Origin of the sequence: Cupriavidus sp. YAF13, from assembly GCF_052113425.1 — a bacterium.
Classification (GTDB): domain Bacteria; phylum Pseudomonadota; class Gammaproteobacteria; order Burkholderiales; family Burkholderiaceae; genus Cupriavidus.
This window is the reverse complement of record NZ_JBFRDD010000025.1, coordinates 1-18,771: the sequence shown is the minus strand read 5'-3', so window position 1 is coordinate 18,771 and position 18,771 is coordinate 1. Positions and strand designations below refer to the sequence as shown.

Sequence of the window (18,771 nt, the reverse complement as noted above, 5' to 3'; positions counted from 1 at the left end):
GTAAGAGTATGGAGTGGTAGTTCAGTTGGTTAGAATACCGGCCTGTCACGCCGGGGGTCGCGGGTTCGAGTCCCGTCCACTCCGCCAAAACTAAACCCGCATGGTTATGCCATGCGGGTTTTTTCTTTTGCTGCCCGGCATTCGCTCCGGCAGTTCCTGATAATCCCTGCTATTTGATTCGGCGCGCACACGGTGATGGCGTGGCGGCATTATGCCGGGCCATGCCTGCTAGCCAGGCAGGCATTATCGCGTTGTGGCTGGCGGCGGTCAGCGCTTGTTCGGCTATATATGCCCTCGTGCAGCTGAGATAATCCATCCGCTGCGCGTTCCAACGCTTGCTCAGCTTGCATCGCGCCGGCTGATTGTGACGAAGTAGCGCACCAGCAGCGAGCCGGCAATGGCCAGGCTGATGCTGTTGGCCAGCCAGAACCCCGCGGCCCCCCGTGTGAAGGCGGGCAGGGCATCGATCAAGCCAAAGCCCAGCACGTAGCCGCCCCCCAGGCCGACTCCCCAGAGCGACACTGCGTAGATCAAGGTCGGCACCAGTGCGATTTTGTAGGCGCGCAGGATGAATGCCGTCATGACCTGGACCGCGTCGAATGCCTGATAGAAGGCGATGAACAACATGAGAGGAAGGGCGGCGCGCACCACTGCCGGATCCTTAGCGTAGGCATGCAGCAGCGGTTCTCGCAGGATCCACAGCAGGCCGCCGACCATGATCGCCAGCACAGCCGCCAAGCAGATGCCGCGCCGGGCAATGCGGCGTGCGCTGTCCTGGTCGCGCGCGCCGATGGACTGTGCTACCAGCGTGGAGGTGGCGATCGCCAGCGACAGCGGCAACATATAAGCTACCGCCCCGAGGTTGGCAATGATCTGGTGGCCAGCCAGCACCACGGTGCCCATGCGCGTGATGAAGATCGACATCAGCGTGAACGACGTGATCTCGATCAGGTAGGTCAGCCCCATCGGCACGCCCAGGCGCAACAGTGCGCGGATCGGCCGCGCTTGTGGCCACGCCCAGCTGGAAAAGATCTGCAGAGGGCGGTAGGCCGCGTTGCGCCGCAGGATCAGGATGGCGGAGATGCACCAGATCCAGCTGATCAGCGCCGAGGCCAGCGCGCAGCCCGGCCCGCCCATCGGCGCCAGGCCGAAGCCGCCATCGATGAACCAGGCATTGAGCGGAATCTTTACCACCAGCCCGACGAGCTGCAGTACGGTCACCATGACCGGGCGCGACAAGGCGTTGTTGAGCGCGGAGTAGATGCGAAAGCCCAGTGCGGCTGGCAAGCCAAACGCCTGGATATGCAGGTAGTGTGTTGCCTTCTCGACCAGCTCCGGCGGTGCCTGGGCAAACTCCAGCAGCGGGCCGGGGAACAAGAGCAGCAACATGCCGGGGATGGCCAGCGCTAGTCCCAGCCAGGCGGCCTGCCTGACCTCGCTGCCAATTTCCGCTGCGCGCCCGGCGCCATGGAGCTGACCGGCGATCGGGGCAAGCGCCTGCAGCACGCCCATCAAGCTGATGTAGACCGTGATGTAGATGGACCCGCCCAGCCCCACGGCGGCCAGGTCGATGGCAGAGGCTCGCCCGGCCATGATGGTGTCGATCACGCCAAAGGCGATCACCGCAAGCTGGCCGACCAGGACCGGCGCGGCCAGCACGGAAATGCGGCGGATATCGTGGAACACGTTCATGCGGGCAGGCGCGGCGCAGCCACCTCAGGGGTGGCTTGGCAGCCGGCGTCCGGGCAGGCTGGGCCGGGGCGGCGCGGCCCGGGACATATCGACCAGGCGATACATGCGAAAGCGCTCGTCGCGATCGGAGGGGCGCCGGCCTTCCCAGATCAGGCGCCATTCGAAGTGCGAGATGCTGGTGGGCTCGCCGTAGTCGACGGGGTCGTGGCGCAGCAGGACGTCGCAGCCGTCCTCCGGGCCGCCAAAGCGGATATGGCCGAAATAGGCAAACGAGGCCAGCTGCGCGTCGCCCATGCGAATCGGCTGCACGCACTTATACGCCGTGGGCAGCGCCATCGAGGCGGCCTGGGCCACGTCGCGATAGGTCTTGCCGTAGTTGATCGATGGCATCCACAGCGTCATGGCCAGCACCCACATCAGCGTGGTGCCAGCGGCCGAGATCACCACCGGGCGCCAGATCTGCTTAGGCGCGCGCGACAGGCGCCAGCGCACGATCAGGACCCAGGCTGCCGTCACCAGCAGCGCATAGATGATCGCGCTGACAGTGAAATCTTGCTGGAAGCCCGGCAGCAGACGGTAGATATTGGCGGCGATGCGCGGCGGCTGGCCCGTCGTCCTGGCGATCCACATGAACCAGACGAAGCCGCCGAAGATGGTGAAGAAGAGCAGGGCGAACCAGTCGATCGCATTGATGGCGGCGCGCGTGAGCGTTGGCAACCCGAACGCGGCAAGCACGGCCATCGGCGGCAGCAGCAGGATGAACTGCACGTCGCCCGGCGCGCGCAGCAGAAACAGCAGCAGCAGCGGTGGCAGCAGCATCGCCAGGGGCAGCGCCACATGCGGCGCACGGCGCATGCCCGACCAGCTCAGCCAGGCCCAGCAGGCAATTGGCCACACCGGCCAGGTAAACAGCAGCAGGTTGCGCGCGATGAAGTTGAGCGCGGCGGCGTTCGGCGCGCCGTAGGTGCGGCGATCGTAGCGCGACCACTCGCGGATAAAGGTCACCGCGTCGTTGTGGTCGGTTGCGCCGAAGTAGGCGGCGGCCATCCAGGCTGCCACCAGCACCAGCGCCAGCGGCACGCTTGCCAGCAGCACGCGCGGCAGGGGCAGGGGCTTGCAGGCCAGGCCGCAGAGGATGACGGAGGCGAGCAAGACCAGCGGGATGACCGGCCCGCTGGACAGGGTCAGCGCGCCCAGGCCGACGCCCAGCCAGATGCCGCCCTGGATTGGCTTGTCCAGGCTGCGCACCATGCCATACAGGCTCATGGCGACAAAGCAAACTTGCCCAACCTGTGGCGTGGTTTCGTGGCCGCGCATGGCCAGGCCCACGCAGGCCAGAAAGATCAGCAGGGCGCCGTCGGCCAGCGTGCGGCCGTAGTCGCGCGCGTTGGGCTGGCCGCCGAAGACATAGGCGAAAGGCTGCACCTCGGCACGCCGGCCGAGCAGGTAGGTCGCGTACCAGATCAGTGCGCAGGTGCCGAAGTAAAAGAGTGCCGTGGCGATGCGCGACGCGTCCGGCGCGCCGAGCCAGCCGCCAAACAGGCGGATCATCAGGGCGCCAACCCAGAACACCAGCGGGCCGTCTTCGCCATAAGGGCGGCCCACGATATTGGGCATCAGCCAGTCCTGGGTGCCGCCGGTGGCCAGTTGCCACATCACGCCGAAGCCGGCCGCATCCTCGTTTTTCCACGGATCGCGGCCGAACAGGCCAGCCAGGCCGTAAATGATGCAGATGGCCAGCAACAGTGCGCGCGGAAGCGTACCGGTGGCGGCTGCGGTCAGGTGGACACGGGAAGTCTTGGCTGCGCTCATTGATTGGTGGGTCTTGGGGGCCGCCGGGGCGGGGCGCTCCCGGTTAGCTGCATCCGGAGGGCGCCGGTTGGTGCCGATCGCGCGGAGGCTGCAAAAGCAAAGAGGCAGCCGATGCTGCCTCTTTGCTTGGGTGCGCGGCGCCGGAGCATTTTGTCCGAGGCCATGCAGCGAGCGGGCTCGCGGCGAATTACTTCGCGGTGAGCTTGTTCAGCTTGCTGCCGAACTTCTGACGGAACTTCTCGACGCGGCCGGCCGTGTCCATGATCTTCTGGGTGCCGGTGTAGAACGGGTGCGATTCCGACGACACTTCGATCTTGGCCAGCGGGTATTCCTTGCCGTCGCGGGTGATGGTGTCGCGCGTCTGGATGGTCGAGCGGGTCACAAAGCTGAAGTCGTTCGACACGTCGAGGAATACGACTTCGCGATAATTCGGGTGAATGCCTTCTTTCATGGTGTTTCCTTTCAGGTTGGGTAGCCAGTCCGTTGTTTGCCGTGCTGCTGCTGCTGCCATTGCCAAAAGCGCTAAAAAAAGCACCAGAAGCTGGATGCGCTGATTGCACTGGCAGCGTTGCGGCGAACGAACCACTTGCCGATAACGGACAATCCGGGATTATCGCAGAAAAACAAAAAGCTGGGCAAGTTTTGAGTGCGCGATGCGCACGGCGGCCGGGGGCGCCGAGAGGTTGATCTTCGATCACATGGAGGCTGGATCCTGGCGATAGAACGCCGCGAGCGAATCATAGAGGGCTGGCCAGTGCCTGCGCAGGCCGCCCGGCTCGACAAAGAAGGTTTCCGAGGCCACCGCGAAGAACTCGCTGGGCGCTTCACAGCCATATGGGTCGATCACCCGCAGCGCCGGCGGCAGCCGTTCCGGATGGTCCCAGGCATGGTCGGACTGCTGCTCGCACGCATCCGCGAAGCGGTCGTACTCGGTGAGGAAGGTCTCGGCCCACTGCTCGCGGTCGATGCCCGGATGGAGCACGCGAGAGAAGGGCGGCACGCCGTCCGGCTCGCCGTCGAGCATGTCGAGCTTGTGGGCGAACTCGTGGATGACCACGTTGTAGGTGTCGTCGGGGTGGTGGGCATGGCGCGCATTCAGTCCGGCGCCGGGCGCCTGCACATCGGGCCAGGAGAGGATGACTGGCCCGTGTTCCCAGGCTTCACCACTGGCTTCCTCAACCACGCCATGCACCAGCCCGATGTCATCCTCGACGGTACGGCGGATGACGAACTCGCCGGGGTAGAGCACGATGCCGCGCCAGCCGCGATACCACTCGATGCCCAGCTTGAGAATGGGCACGCAGGCTTGCAGCGCGACGCTCGTCACCATCTCGTCGGTGAGCGGCAGGTCGTGCGCGGTGGAGTATTCCTTTTCGGCGATGAACAATGTGGCGAGCTCGCGCAAGGCGGCGAGATCGGCGGCGCCGTAGCGCTGCACGAACGGCAGCTTGGCCACCGTGTGCGTCCACAGCGCGTCGGGAATCGCGTAGTGTTCGAGTTTGCGCACGCGCGAGCGCGCGCGCAGGAAGTGGCTCAGTCGGCCGAACATGGGACTCCTGCAGGCACAGGGCGGAAACGCAGAAGGGCGCGCCGAGGCGCGCCCTTCCAGTGCAGTGCCAGCGCGCGAACCGCGGCGCGCGGCATAGCGAACGATCAGCCGCCTCTGCGCATCATATCGAAAAACTCGGCGTTGTTCTTGGTCGCCTTCATCTTGTCGAGAATGAATTCCATGGCCTGCACTTCGTCCATGTCCGAGATGAACTTGCGCAGCACCCAGACCTTTTGCAGGATCTCGGGCTTGATCAGCAGTTCTTCGCGGCGGGTGCCGGACTTGTTCAGGTTGATCGACGGATAGACGCGCTTTTCCGCCAGGCGGCGTTCCAGGTGCACTTCCATGTTGCCGGTGCCCTTGAACTCTTCGTAGATCACGTCGTCCATGCGGCTGCCGGTTTCGATCAGCGCGGTGGCGATGATGGTCAGCGAGCCGCCTTCTTCCAGGTTACGCGCAGCGCCGAAGAAGCGCTTGGGGCGTTGCAGCGCGTTGGCGTCCACACCACCAGTCAGCACCTTGCCCGAGGCCGGCACCACCGTGTTATAGGCACGTGCCAGGCGGGTGATCGAGTCCAGCAGGATCACCACGTCACGCTTGAGCTCGACAAGGCGCTTGGCCTTTTCGATCACCATTTCAGCGACCTGCACGTGGCGGATGGCAGGTTCGTCGAAGGTCGACGCCACCACTTCACCGCGCACCGAGCGCATCATTTCGGTCACTTCTTCCGGGCGTTCGTCGATCAGCAGCACGAACAGGTCCGCTTCCGGATGGTTGTTCGCAATCGCGTGGGCGATGTGCTGCAGCATCACGGTCTTGCCGGACTTGGGCGAAGACACCAGCAGGGCGCGCTGGCCGCGGCCGATCGGCGCGATCATGTCGATGATTCGGCCGGTGATGTTTTCCTCGGCGCGGATTTCGCGCTCCAGCGTCAGCGGCCGGTTCGGGTGCAGCGGCGTCAGGTTCTCGAACATGATGCGGTTCTTGACCGCTTCAGGCGCTTGACCGTTGACCTTGTCCACCTTCACCAGTGCGAAATAGCGCTCGCCGTCCTTGGGGGTCCGTACTTCGCCCTCGATCGTGTCGCCGGTATGCAGGTTGAAGCGGCGGATCTGCGAAGGGCTGATGTAGATGTCGTCCGTGCTTGCCAGGTAGGAGGTCTCGGGCGAGCGCAGGAAGCCGAAGCCGTCCGGCAGGACTTCCAGGGTGCCGTCACCAAAGATGATTTCGCCCAGCTTGGCGCGCTTCTTCAGGATCGCAAACATCAGCTCCTGTTTGCGCATCCGTTGTGCGTTGTCGATCTCGAGGGTCGCGGCCATTTCGAGAAGCGCAGACACGTGAAGCGATTTGAGTTCTGTCAGGTGCATAGACGAGGGGTACAGAGGCGCCCGGACGGGCTGGACCTAAAGGAGGGGGAGGAAATGAGCGAACGCTCGGGGAAGTTGTTGATGCCATCTTAGCACAATCCGGACGGTGCGCCAGGGAAGGCGCACGCACGTCGGATTGTGGCTACACCGGGGGCACGCCTGATGGCGCCGCGCCCCGGGCCGGCATATTACAGATTGCCGTCGAGGAATGCGGTCAGTTGCGACTTGGACAGCGCGCCGACCTTTTGCGCGGCAACCGCGCCATTCTTGAACAGGATCAGCGTGGGGATGCCGCGAATGCCGAACTTGGCCGGCACTTGCTGGTTCTCATCGACGTTGATCTTTGCGATCTGCAGCTTGTCGCCGTAGTCCTTGGCCACTTCGTCCAGGATCGGGGCGATCATCTTGCAAGGACCGCACCATTCTGCCCAGAAGTCGAGCAGGACAGGCTTGTCGGACTGGAGCACGTCTGCGTCGAAGGAGGCGTCGCTCACATACTTGATTTGTTCACTCATGGCGGAAAACCTCTGGTTTCGCTCTGTTTAATTTGAAGGCGGGATTTGCCGAACCGCTACATTACACGAGTTTGCGCATAGCTGTAGCCAGGCGCTTTACCCGGTGCGGGCTTGTCCCGAGCGACGGGACAGCCACGATTGGCGGGATGCTGCTCATATGTTACCAGTTGATGGGAATTCAATACCCTGCCCATCAGCCCCACGGTGCGCTGCCGTACGCGGTGATGAAACCCGGCCGATGCGGCAGCGTGTAGCGCCATTCTGCCCGCGAAGCCAAGCCTGGTGGGATGATTGTATTAATCGGCGCAAGAGCTTTTATCAATCGGGAGCCGCGCCGAAGCTCGCCGCCAGGCACCTGATATGTGGCTTATGAGTAACGCCGCCACGGCTTTGATACGCGGCGCGAGGGCCTTGCGCAAACGCAATCCCATGCGATGCAAAGGTCGCGCGGCGCCCCCGGGCGCGTAGAATAGAATCACGCGCCTGGCCTCGGCCCGGCGCCTTCCCGCGCAACAGACAAGGCTACAAACCATGACGCCAGACACCCCTTCCAAGCCGGATCCGCAGCAACCCCCCGAAGTGGAACACTTGAGCGACGCGCTGGATCACATCAATGCCGCTGTCGAGCAAGAGAGCATTGCCGGCGGCGCGGCCAAGGGCCTCCTTTACAGTGTCATCGAGACCTTGGGTGCGCTGGTGGGCGACCCCGACCTGCCAGAGCACGCACGCTCCGGCTACCAGGGCCTGCTGGAGACCGCGCGCGAAATCCGCTCGCGCCTCGAGGCCGGCAGCCACTGAAGGCGCTCCGGGCTCTCCGGTTATTCCCGCGTTTTTCGCGCATCCCGTGCGCGATGCCCGGGTGCGCGCGCTGACCGCCGCGCGCCTTCTCGCCATGGCATCCGATCCGGCCGTTACTCTCGCTTCATGACCTCGCTGCAATTTCGTCCCGGCCCCGACTTCCTGCCGCAGGCCGCCGCCGCGGCCTGGTATTTCCTCGACCATTGCGGGGAGCAGCAAGCCGCCGCGCATGTGGTGGTGCCCACCGCCGCGCAGATCCCCGGTGTGCGCCAGGCGCTGGATGCCGCCGCGCGCGCGGCCGGCAAGCCGCGGCTGCTGCCGCGGGTGGTCACCATTGGCCACTGGCTGCTCGACCTGCCGCCCGACCCGATCCCGGTGCGCAGCCATGCTGCGCGGCTGCTGGCCGTGCAGCAGGCCATTCGTGCGCAGGACTGGCTGCGGCGCGCATTTGGTGCGCAGACCGAGGCTGCGGCATGGGGGCTGGCGCAGACGCTGCTCGCCATCAGCGACGAACTGAGCGCGCGCTGGCTCGACGACGATGCCATCCGCGATGAAGACGTCGACGGGGACGATCGCGCGGCCCTGCTGCAGGGCGCGCTGGAGCGGACCTACGCGCATCTGTCCTCGCGTTTCCTCGGTGAGGAAGCCCGCATCGTGATGGCCTTCTGGCAAGCCCTGTCCGGCCCGGACGATCCGATGCCCGCGCGCCGCCGCACGCTGCATCGGCTGGCCCAGCACCTGGACGGGCCGGTCATCTGGCTCGGGCCGACGCCGCCCCAGCCGATCGAGGAAGCGTTCCTGCGGCAGGCCGCCGAGCTCGTGCCGGTGATCCGCATCGGCTATGACTGGACCGCGCAGCTAGCGCAGGCGCAGGGCAGCGCGCTCGATGCCGATCTGGGTGATGAGGACGGGGAGCTCGGCTGGTACGACACCTTGCTGGCACTGTGGCCCGAGGCGCGGCTGCCTGGCAAGAACGAAGCGGCCGCGCGCCGCGCGCCACGCAGCCTGCCGGCCGAGCGCCCGCGCGTGCGCGTGATCGGCAGCGCGCGCTTCGAGGACGAGGCCGGCGCTGCCGCCGAGCAACTGGTGCAGTGGCTCAACGAAGGCCGCCGCCACGTGGCGCTGGTGGCGCACGATCGCGTAGTAGCGCGGCGCGCGCGCGCGTTGCTGGCGCGGGCCGGTGCGCCGGTGCGCGACGAAACCGGCTGGAAGCTCTCGACCACGCGAGCCGCGGCTGCGCTGATGCGATGGTTCGACCTGCTCAACCAGGACGGCGATACCTCGGCCCTGCTCGACCTGCTAAAGAGCCCGTTCTGCCTGCCCGGCTTTGTGCTACGGGGGGAGGCCATTGCCGCGCTTGAGCGGCAGATCCGGCGCGATGGCATCACGGGTGGCTGGCGCCGCTTGCAGCAGCGCTTCCGTCCCGACACGGCTGGCCAGGCCACCGGCGATAGCAATGCCGCCGACGCCGCGCAAGATGACGCCGCACAAGACGACGCCCGCCGCGCCGCCCGGCAGGCCGCTTGCGAGCTGGTGCAGCACCTTGCGGCCGAAGCCGGCGCCTGGCCGCGCGGCAACGCGCAGCACCCGGTCTCGACCTGGCTGGAACGCCTCGATGCCATGCTGGAGGTGCTCGGCATGCGCGAGGCGTTGTCGGCCGACGATGCGGGCACGCAATTGCTCGACGCGCTGGCGCGCCTTGCCGATCTGCCGCAGGACGAGACGGGTGCGGGCGCCACGCTCAATCTCGGCGAATTCCGCTCCATGCTGTCAGCCTTGCTGGAGTCGGTTGCCTACAAGGAGCCCTCGGCCAGCGGCGCCGCGCGCATCACCATCCTGCCGCTTAACGGCGCGCGCATGCGCCGCTTCGACGGGGTCGTGGTGGTGGGGTGCGACGACACGCAGCTTCCCTCCAGTGCGGCCGAGCTGATGTTTTTTTCCAACCAGATGCGGCGCGAGCTCGGACTGGAAGACCGCGAGGTGCGCTTTGCCCAGCAGGCACGCGATCTGGCCGAGGTCTTGCTGAACAACGACGACGTGGTGCTCACCTGGCAGCGCCTTGGCGCGCGTGGCGAGCCCAAGCATGTGTCGGGCTGGATCGAGCGGCTCAGCGCGCTGTGCTCGCGCGCGGGCGCGCCGATCGAGGCGAGCGCGCTGCCGGTGCTGCACGAGACCTTCGCCGAAGCCGGCGGCATGCCCGCGCCGGCGGCATCGGAGCTGGTGCCTGCGCGCTGGAGCGCGCAGGCGTACAACATGCTGCGCCGCTGTCCCTACCAGTTCTTTGCCGGCCGCATGCTTGGGCTGGCGGGGCTGGAAGTCGTCAGCGACGACCTGGAAAAACGCGACATCGGCGAGCTGCTGCACCGCGTGCTGCTGCGCTACCACCGCGAAGCGTCGCAGGAGGGCTTGCGCCGTGAAGACGCTCGCCTGGCGCGCCTGCGCGAGATTTCCGATCACGAGTTCGGCGCGCTGATGAAGGAAGACGGCAACGCCATCGGCTACTACCGCCGCTGGTGCGAAGTGCTGCCTTCCTACGTGGCATGGCAGGCGGAGCGCGAGGCGCAGGGCTGGTTCTGGGACGATGGCGAGCTCGACGCCACTGTCGACCTGCCTATGCCCGACGGCCAGCCGCTGCGCGTCAATGGCCGCATCGACCGGCTCGATCGCGCGCGCGACGGCAGCCGTGCGGTGCTCGATTACAAGACCCAGACCGTGCTGCGCTTGAAGCGCAAGGTCGGGGACGTGGAAGAGGATTGCCAGTTGCCGTTTTATGGATTGCTGCGCGCCGACGTTGCCGCCGGCAGCTGGGTGGCGCTCGAAGGCGCGAAGGACGGGCCGCCGGCGCCCCAGCGCGAAGTGAGCCTGCCTGACTTCGACGCCGCAGTGGCGTGGCTCGAACAACAACTGCGCAGCGACGTGATGCGCCTGCGCCAGGACGCGCCGCTGGCGGCCTTCGGCGACGCCAGCGCATGCACCTACTGCACCGCCCGCGGCCTGTGCCGCAAGGGCTTCTGGGAAAGCACGGCGTTGCCGCCGGGTATCGGGGGCCGCGCATGAGCATCCACGCCTATCTGCGCGATGGCCAGCCGGTGGCCGAGGCCGAGTTCACGCGCGCGGCTTGCGACCCCGCCAGCTCCGTGGTGGTCGAGGCTTGCGCGGGCAGCGGCAAGACCTGGCTGCTGGTGGCGCGCTTGCTGCGGCTGCTGCTGGCCGGCGCGGCGCCGCACGAGATCCTCGCCATCACCTTCACGCGCAAGGCCGCGGAGGAAATGCGAGAGCGCTTGCTGGAAGTGCTGGCGCAACTCGCGCGCGACGATGACGACGCGGTGATCGCCGCGCTCACGCAGCGCGGGCTGTCGCCCGATGGCGCACGCGCCGCGCTGCCGCGCGCGCGTGGCCTGCATGCGCAGGTGCTGGCCGCGCCCGGGCGCATGGCCATCGATACCTTCCACGGCTGGTTTGGCACGTTGCTGCGCGGCGCGCCGCTGGCGTCGGGCATCGTGCCGGGCGCCACGCTGCGCGAAGACGCGCTGCGCATGAAGCGCGAGGCCTGGGCGCCGTTCTGGCAGGCCCTGGCCACGCCGCCGTACGCCAACCTGCGCGTCGCCTTCGAGCGGCTGGTGGATGCCATCGGCGAGTTCCAGGCGCGAGCCTTGCTCGACGCCATGTTCCACGCGCGCAGCGAGTGGTTTGCGTTCCGCGAAAGCGCCGATCCCGCTGAGACGCTCGCCGCGGACCTGGGCGAGGATGCCCAGGTCGACGTGCTGCTGGAAGTGCTGGCCGATGACGGCTGGCTTGACACTTGCCAGGGCATGGCGTCGCAACTGGGCCGGGGCGGCAAGACCGAGCAGGCTCACGCTATGCGCCTGGCCGATGCGATCCTGGAGATCCGCGCTTGGCGCGAGGCAGGCGCCGAAGGGGGCGAGCCCGCGGAGCGCACCTTCGCGATATTGCGCGACGCGTTTTTCACCGCCGCCGGCAAGCCGCGCTCGCTACGCGCCACCACGGCGCTGACCAAGGCGCTCGGTGGTGAGGCGATGGTCGATGCGTTCCTCGCCGGGCACGGCGACATGTGCGCCGCGCTGGAGCAGATCGCGCAACGCCGCTGCGAGGCTGCGGTGCTGGCGGTCAACCTGGCGCTGTACGAGCTGGGCGACGCGCTGCTGACGCGCTACCAGCACCACAAGTCCGAGCAGCGCGCGATGGACTTTGCCGACCTCGAGTGGCTGGCCGCGCGGCTGATGCGCGACGAAGAGACCGCGACCTACCTGCAGGTCCGGCTCGATGCGCGCTACCGTCACCTGTTGCTCGACGAGTTCCAGGACACCAACCCGCTGCAATGGCGCATCCTGCAAGGCTGGCTGGCCGGCTACGCAGGCCTGGGTGAGCGGCCCACGGTATTCCTGGTGGGCGATCCCAAGCAATCGATCTATCGCTTCCGCCGCGCCGATGCGCGCCTGTTCCAGACCGCCGGCGAGATGCTGCAGTCGGGTTTCGGCGCCACCGTGCTGCGGACCAACCGCACCCGCCGTAACCGCCCGGAAGTGCTCGATTGGGTCAACGCGGTGTTCGACACCGCGCGCGCCGATGGGCGCTATCCGCTGTTCGAGACGCAGACGACCGCGCTGCACGAGCCCGGCGGCCCGGTGTGGCTGTTGCCGCTGGTCGAGCCCGAGGCGGAGCCGGCACCGCAGGACGACGCGGCTGGCGATGACGATGAGGCCGCGCGGGACTCCGCCACGCACCGCGATACGCTGACGCAGCCGCGCCAGCACGAAGGCGATTCGCTGCGGCTCGAAGAGGGCCGGCGCGTGGCGGCCTGGCTAAAGCATGTCCGCGCCACTGTGCCGGTTGCCGACAGCAATGGCCCGCGGCCCGCGCGCTGGAGCGATGTGCACTTGCTGGTGCGCCGCAAGACCCATCTGGCGGAGTACGAGCGTGCTTTCCGCGAGGCTGGCATTCCCTGCCTGAGCCCGCGCCGCGGCGGCTTGCTGGCCACGCTGGAAGCGCTCGACCTGTCCGCGCTGCTGGCGTTCCTGATGACACCGGAGTCTGACCTGGACCTGGCCCATGTGCTCAAGAGCCCGCTGGTGGGCGCGACCGACGAGGACCTGATCGCCATCGCGCAGATGGCCCAGGCGGGCGAGGCGCGGCCAGGCTGGTGGGCCTGCCTGCGGGAGCAGGGGCTGCCCGAGTTCGGCAGCCCGGCACTGCGCGATGGTGTCGCGCGCCTGCGCCACTGGCTGGAGGTGGCGCCGCATCGGCCGGTGCATGACCTGATCGACCACATCTACCATGGCGGCGAAGTGCGCCGGCGCTACGCCGAGGCCGCGCCGGCCGAGATCCGCGACCAGGTACTGGCCAACCTCGATGCCTTCCTCAAGCTCTCGCTCGACCTCGATGGCGGGCGCTACCCGAGCCTGCCCAAGTTTATTGACGAGTTACAGGAAATCCGGCGCGGCGAAGAAGGCGAAAGCCCGGATGAAGGCGGCATGGCCGATAGCGCCGAAGACGCGGAAGGCGAAGCCGATGCCGATGCCGACGACGCTACCGACAATGCGCAGGACGCGGTCCACATTCTCACCGTGCACGCCGCCAAGGGGCTGGAGGCCCCGTTCGTCGTGCTGCTGGACGCCAACCACAGCGACGCCGCCGCGGACCGGGGCGGCATCCTGATCGACTGGCCGCCGTCCTCGGCCGTGCCGGTGCATTTTTCCGCCTATGGCAAGCGCAGCACGCGCGGGCTCGCTCGCGCGCCGTTGTTCGAGGCTGAGGCCGCCTTGGCGGAGCGCGAGAATTGGAACCTGCTCTATGTGGCGATGACGCGTGCGCGCCAGGGGTTGCTGGTGAGCGGCGTCAAGGGGCGCGCATCGCGCAGCGCCGATAGCGCCGAGGGCAACCGCGAGATCGCCGGCAGCTGGTATGCGCGGCTGCTTGCGGCCGGCGTCGGCGTGGAAGTCGAGCCCTTTCCGGCGGCCACCGCGCAGGACGTGGCGGATGCCACCGCCAGCAATGATGCGCGCGTGCGCTTTACCGATTTTCGCCAGCGTTACCGTGAAGCGGCCGAGAGCCTGGCGCCGGTGCTGGCGTGGGAAGACGAGGAAGCGGAGCAGGGCGCTGCCCCCGGTGAGGATGGCGGCCATACCATCGTGTTCGATGCCGACGCGGCGCGCCATGGCGAGCTGCTGCATGCGCTGCTCGAACGCGTGACACGCTATCCGGAGGCGTTCGAGGGCTTGCCCACGCCCGAGGTGGTGATGCGCTGGTTCCCGCTGGCGGGCGCCGGCACGGCGCAGGCGCGCACGCTGTGGCGGGACCAGGCGCATGCCGCGGTCGAAGGCGCGCGGCTGATGCTGGAAGCGCCGGCATTGCGGCCGTTGCTGTTCCCGCAGGCCGCGCTCAGCGCCCGCAACGAGGTCGAGCTTTACGACGCGCGCGGCCGCCTGCTGCGGATCGACCGCCTGGTGGAGTTTGCCGATCGGGTGGTGATCATCGATTACAAGCTGCGCCTGCTGCCGCAGGAGCACGCGGCCTACGCGCAGCAGCTCGCGGGCTATGTGGCAGCGGTCAGGCCGATGTTCCCCGGGCGGCGGGTCGAGGCCGGCGTGGCCACGGCCGACGGAGAGTGGATTGCGGCGGATGCGCTGCAAACGTCGCGCCAGGGCGCGCTGTTCTAAGCGAGCCCTGGATCATGAAAAACGGGAGGGCATTGCGTGGATGCGGATTCAGCGAGGCCTTGCCGAGCACTATGCTATCGGCGGCCTGATGCGCAGACTTGAAGAAAGCGCGATGATGCTAGGGGATGTTACTGCTGGATAGCTGCGGCTGGATACCTGCGGAATACAGCTAGGGGGATGTTAGGGGGACGAGCCTGACCCTCGGCACTGGCGGAAAACGGCTGTGGCTGCTTCGTTCCCGACCTGACCAGGTTGACCGCGCCACCATGCGAGGAGGCCCGTCCGGTCGGCATTGTAACCCAGAGCGTGCGGGTCCGGCGGTTTTCCGCGAAATTGATTGCGTAAATTGATTGAGTCGCTTGATTGAGCCATGCAACCTAGACACCTGCGAGATCCACGATGAATGCCAAAGACCAGATGCTCCGCGCCACGCTGCCGCCCCAGGACGTCTCCACGGAAGTCCTGCTGGAGAAGTACGCCAAGGGTGAGGAGGCGAGCGCCGCCGACGTGCGCCAGCGGGTGGCGCGCGCGCTGGCCGAGGCAGAGCCCGAGGCGCAGCGCGCGCAATGGGCAGAGCGCTTCCTGTGGGCGCAGGAGCAGGGCTTCGTGCCGGCCGGGCGCATCAACTCGGCGGCGGGCACGCGCATCGAGGCCACGCTGATCAACTGCTTCGTGCAGCCGGTGGGCGATTCCGTGTCAGAGGTGCGTGACGGCAAGCCGAGCATCTACGCCGCGGTGGCGCAAGCGGCCGAGACCATGCGCCGCGGCGGCGGCGTGGGCTACGATTTCTCCGCGATCCGCCCGGCCGGGGCGCTGGTGAGGGGCACGCACTCGCGCGCTTCGGGGCCTGTGTCGTTCATGAAGGTGTTCGATGCCTCCTGCGCCACGGTGGAATCCGCCGGTTCGCGCCGTGGCGCGCAGATGGGCGTGCTGCGCTGCGACCACCCGGATATCGAGACCTTCATCCACGCCAAGGACCGCGGCGACCTGACCAACTTCAATATCTCGATCGGCGTCAGCGATGACTTCATGCGCGCAGTCGAGGCCGATGGCGAGGTCGAGCTGGTGCACGAGGCCGAGCCCGCGGCGGAAACCATCGCCGCGGGCGCTTACCGGCGCGATGACGGCCAGTGGGCCTATCGCCGTGTGCCGGCGCGCCAGTTGTGGGATCAGGTGATGCAGGCTACCTACGACCATGCGGAACCGGGCATCTTGTTTCTGTCGCACATCAATGACGACAACAATCTCTATTACTGCGAGCGCATCGAGGCCACCAATCCCTGCGCGGAGCAGCCGCTGCCGTCCTATGGCTGCTGCGACCTCGGCTCGATCGACCTGACCCGTTTCGTGCGCCAGCCCTTCGGCACGGACAGCCGCTTTGATTTCGAGGCCTTCGCCGAGGTGGTGCGGCTGGCGGTGCGCATGCTCGACAACGTGCTCGACGTCACCTACTGGCCGTTGCCGGAGCAGCAGGCCGAGGCGCATGCCAAGCGGCGCATTGGCCTGGGCTTCCTCGGGCTGGGCAGCGCGCTGGTGATGCTGGGCATCCGCTATGACGCCGAGGCGGGGCGCGCGCTGGCCGCACGCATCGCGCAGGCCCTGCGCGACACTGCCTACCTGACATCGGCCGGGCTGGCGCGGGAAAAGGGCGCCTTCCCCCTCTTCAAGGCCGAGGCCTACCTGGCCAGCGGCTTCGCGCGGCGCCTGCCGCCGGCGGTGCGTGACGCCATCGGCCGCGACGGCATCCGCAACTCGCACCTGCTGTCGATCGCCCCGACCGGCACCATCACGCTGGCGTTCGCCGACAACGCGTCGAACGGCATCGAGCCCGCTTTCTCGTGGACCTACAACCGCAAAAAGCGCATGGCGGACGATAGCTACAAGGTGTTCGAGGTGGCGGATCATGCCTGGCGCCTTTATCGCCACCTCGGCGGCGACATGGCGCAGTTGCCTGACAGTTTTGTCACGGCGCTGCAGATGTCGGCGCTCGATCATATGAAGATGCTCGAGGCGGTCCAGCCCTATATCGACACCAGCATCAGCAAGACGGTGAACGTGCCGGAGGACTATCCATACGAGGCCTTCCGCAACCTTTACCTGGAAGCCTGGCGCGCCGGGCTGAAGGGGCTTGCCACCTACCGCCCCAATAGCGTGCTGGGCGCGGTGCTGTCGGTGACGCCGCCGCCGGCCGGCGCCCCGGCTGCACCCGCCACGGCCGCTGTGACGGACGACCCGCTGCGCAAGCCATTCGCGAGCCGTCCCGTGGGCGACCTCGAAGGGGTGACGTCCAAGGTCGAGTACATGACCTATGAGGGGCACAAGACGGTCTACCTGACGGTCAATTTCATGCGCGTGGCCGGCCTGCTCGACGGCAAGCCGGTGGCCGTGGAGCGTCCGGTGGAGTTTTTCATGCCGGCCGGGCAGCGCAACGACGGCCAGCAGTGGATCACGTCCACCATGCGCCTGCTGTCGATGGTGGCCCGCTCCGGGGGCTCGATCGCCAAGGCACTGGCCGACATGCGCAGCGTCGTATGGGATAAGGGCACGGTGCGCTATGGCACGCTGGCGCGCCAGGACGGCACCGAGGTGCCGCGCTTCCACGATTCCGAGGTGGCGGCGATCGGGTACGCCCTGCAGCGCATCCTGATCAAGCGGGGTTTCCTCGATGCGGAGGGTGTCCAAGTGCCGGTGGCGGCGCTTGCCGCCCGCCTGGCCGGGCTGGAAGGGCTCGGCGGGGGTGCCGTCGACAGTGTGGGCGCGGCCCCTGTCGCTGGTGGCGCCGGCACGCCGGCCGCCGGGATGGGGCTGGGCTCGGGCAAGACTTGCCCGGAGTGCGGCGCCCATGCCCTGCACAAGGTCGATGGCTGCGCCAAGTGCGCCAACTGCGGGTATGTCGGGGAATGTGGCTAGGGGCCTGGGGCGCAGGGCAACGCACCTGGCCACCATGTGAAGCGGGCGTGAATCCCGCCTGAAGGACGGCTGCCTTTTGCTACAATCGCCGCCATGAGTTATCAAGTGCTAGCGCGCAAATGGCGCCCCCGGGATTTCACCACGCTGGTCGGCCAGGAGCACGTGGTCCGCRCGCTCACGCACGCGCTGGAACAACAGCGGCTGCACCATGCCTACCTGTTTACCGGTACGCGGGGCGTCGGCAAGACCACGTTGTCCCGGATTCTCGCCAAGGCGCTGAATTGCATCGGGCCGGACGGCACGGGTGACATCACCGCGCAGCCTTGCGGGGTGTGCAAGGCCTGCACCGAGATCGATAGCGGGCGTTTCGTCGACTATATCGAGATGGACGCGGCCTCCAACCGCGGTGTCGACGAAATGGCGTCACTGCTGGACAAGGCGGTGTACGCACCCACGGCGGGGCGCTTCAAGGTCTACATGATCGACGAAGTGCACATGCTGACCAACCACGCCTTCAACGCCATGCTGAAGACGCTGGAAGAGCCGCCCGCGCACGTCAAGTTCATCCTGGCTACCACCGATCCGCAGAAGATCCCGGTCACGGTGCTGTCGCGCTGCCTGCAGTTCAACCTCAAGCAGATGCCGCCGGGCCATATCGTCAGCCACCTTGACCACGTGCTGGGCGAGGAGGGCATCGTGCGCGAGCCCAACGCGCTGCGCCTGCTGGCCCAGGCCGCCCACGGCTCGATGCGCGACGCGCTGTCGCTGACCGACCAGGCCATCGCCTACAGCGCCGGCCAGGTGTCCGAGGCCGCCGTGCGCGGCATGCTGGGCGCGATCGATCAGAGCTACCTGGTGCAGCTGCTGGATGCGCTGGCCGCCGAAGACGGCACCGCCATGCTGGCGGTGGCGGATGGCATGGCGGATCGCAGCCTGTCGTTCGCCGGTGCCTTGCAGGACCTGGCCTCGCTGCTGCACAAGATCGCGTTGGCGCAGGCGGTGCCCGCCTCGGTCCAGGAAGAATGGCCGGAAGCCGCGGAAGTGCGTCGCTTCGCCGCCGCCTTCGACGCGCAGGAAGTGCAGCTGTTCTACCAGATCGCCAACCTTGGCCGCAGTGAACTGGCGCTGGCGCCCGACGAGTATGCGGGCTTCACCATGACGCTGCTGCGCATGCTGGCGTTCCGCCCGTCGGCCAGCCCCACACCTGCGGTGGCGCAGGGTGGCGGCCAACAGGTGCCGCGCGCACGCGGTGCCGCTGCGCCGGCGGCCCGGGTTGCGGCAGATGCGGCCGCCGCCAGCGCCGCCGTGGCGCCTGTTGCTCCGAGCTTGCGTGCGGCCGCGCCGAGGCCGGCCGCCGATCCCTCGCCAGTCCAGGCACAACAACCAGCGCCGGCTCCGATGCCGGCAGCACCGGCAAGGATGCTGGGCCCGGCTCCAGCATCCGTCGCTCC

The 18,771-nt window shown here is 67.4% G+C and carries 11 protein-coding genes, 1 tRNA gene and 1 other RNA gene; 6 read left to right on the top strand and 7 right to left on the bottom strand.

The features are described from left to right. Positions 1–10: 10 nt before the first annotated feature. Positions 11–87, top strand: a tRNA-Asp gene (locus tag AB4061_RS20225). Positions 88–339: 252 nt separating this feature from the next. On the opposite strand, the gene AB4061_RS20220 is transcribed toward AB4061_RS20225, so the two are convergent. The 6 genes from AB4061_RS20220 to trxA all read right to left on the bottom strand — a co-directional run bounded on the left by AB4061_RS20220 (position 340) and on the right by trxA (position 6,935). Continuing rightward, a complete protein-coding gene (locus AB4061_RS20220) occupies positions 340–1,692 on the bottom strand; it encodes an MATE family efflux transporter (protein ID WP_441636884.1) in 1,353 nt (450 codons plus the stop codon). A 24-nt stretch (positions 1,693–1,716) separates the two neighbouring features. Next, positions 1,717–3,504 (bottom strand): ArnT family glycosyltransferase, encoded by a 1,788-nt coding sequence (locus AB4061_RS20215; RefSeq protein WP_441636882.1) that lies wholly within the window; start codon positions 3,502–3,504, stop codon positions 1,717–1,719. 187 nt (positions 3,505–3,691) lie between these two features. Next, a complete protein-coding gene (locus AB4061_RS20210) occupies positions 3,692–3,955 on the bottom strand; it encodes a type B 50S ribosomal protein L31 (RefSeq protein ID WP_006157720.1) in 264 nt (87 codons plus the stop codon). Between the two features lie 243 nt (positions 3,956–4,198). Continuing rightward, positions 4,199–5,053, bottom strand: a complete 855-nt coding sequence (locus AB4061_RS20205; RefSeq protein ID WP_441636879.1) for a M90 family metallopeptidase — start codon at positions 5,051–5,053, stop codon at positions 4,199–4,201. A 104-nt stretch (positions 5,054–5,157) separates the two neighbouring features. Next, a complete protein-coding gene (gene rho, locus AB4061_RS20200) occupies positions 5,158–6,420 on the bottom strand; it encodes a transcription termination factor Rho (RefSeq protein ID WP_043347534.1) in 1,263 nt (420 codons plus the stop codon). Positions 6,421–6,608: 188 nt separating this feature from the next. Continuing rightward, complete coding sequence (gene trxA, locus AB4061_RS20195) at positions 6,609–6,935, bottom strand: thioredoxin TrxA (protein ID WP_010814265.1); 327 nt, start codon at positions 6,933–6,935, stop codon at positions 6,609–6,611. 531 nt (positions 6,936–7,466) lie between these two features. Here trxA and AB4061_RS20190 point away from each other — a divergent pair. The 3 genes from AB4061_RS20190 (at position 7,467) to AB4061_RS20180 (ending at position 14,410) form a co-directional block, all read left to right on the top strand. Continuing rightward, a complete protein-coding gene (locus AB4061_RS20190) occupies positions 7,467–7,733 on the top strand; it encodes a hypothetical protein (protein WP_006157724.1) in 267 nt (88 codons plus the stop codon). 126 nt (positions 7,734–7,859) lie between these two features. Then, entirely contained in the window at positions 7,860–10,790 is a 2,931-nt protein-coding gene (locus AB4061_RS20185; RefSeq protein WP_441636876.1) for a PD-(D/E)XK nuclease family protein, read from the top strand. Continuing rightward, positions 10,787–14,410 (top strand): UvrD-helicase domain-containing protein, encoded by a 3,624-nt coding sequence (locus AB4061_RS20180; protein ID WP_441636874.1) that lies wholly within the window; start codon positions 10,787–10,789, stop codon positions 14,408–14,410. Before AB4061_RS20185 ends, AB4061_RS20180 begins: the two co-directional genes overlap by 4 nt. Positions 14,411–14,594: 184 nt before the next feature. Here the strand turns inward: AB4061_RS20180 and ffs are convergent. Further along, an RNA gene (ffs, locus tag AB4061_RS20175) (signal recognition particle sRNA small type) lies at positions 14,595–14,693 on the bottom strand. A gap of 116 nt (positions 14,694–14,809) precedes the next feature. Between ffs and AB4061_RS20170 the strand changes: the two genes are divergently transcribed. Further along, entirely contained in the window at positions 14,810–17,320 is a 2,511-nt protein-coding gene (locus AB4061_RS20170; RefSeq protein WP_441636872.1) for an adenosylcobalamin-dependent ribonucleoside-diphosphate reductase, read from the top strand. A 93-nt stretch (positions 17,321–17,413) separates the two neighbouring features. After that, positions 17,414–18,771 (top strand): DNA polymerase III subunit gamma/tau (locus AB4061_RS20165; protein WP_441636870.1); only part of this gene is annotated, 1,358 nt, incomplete at its 3' end.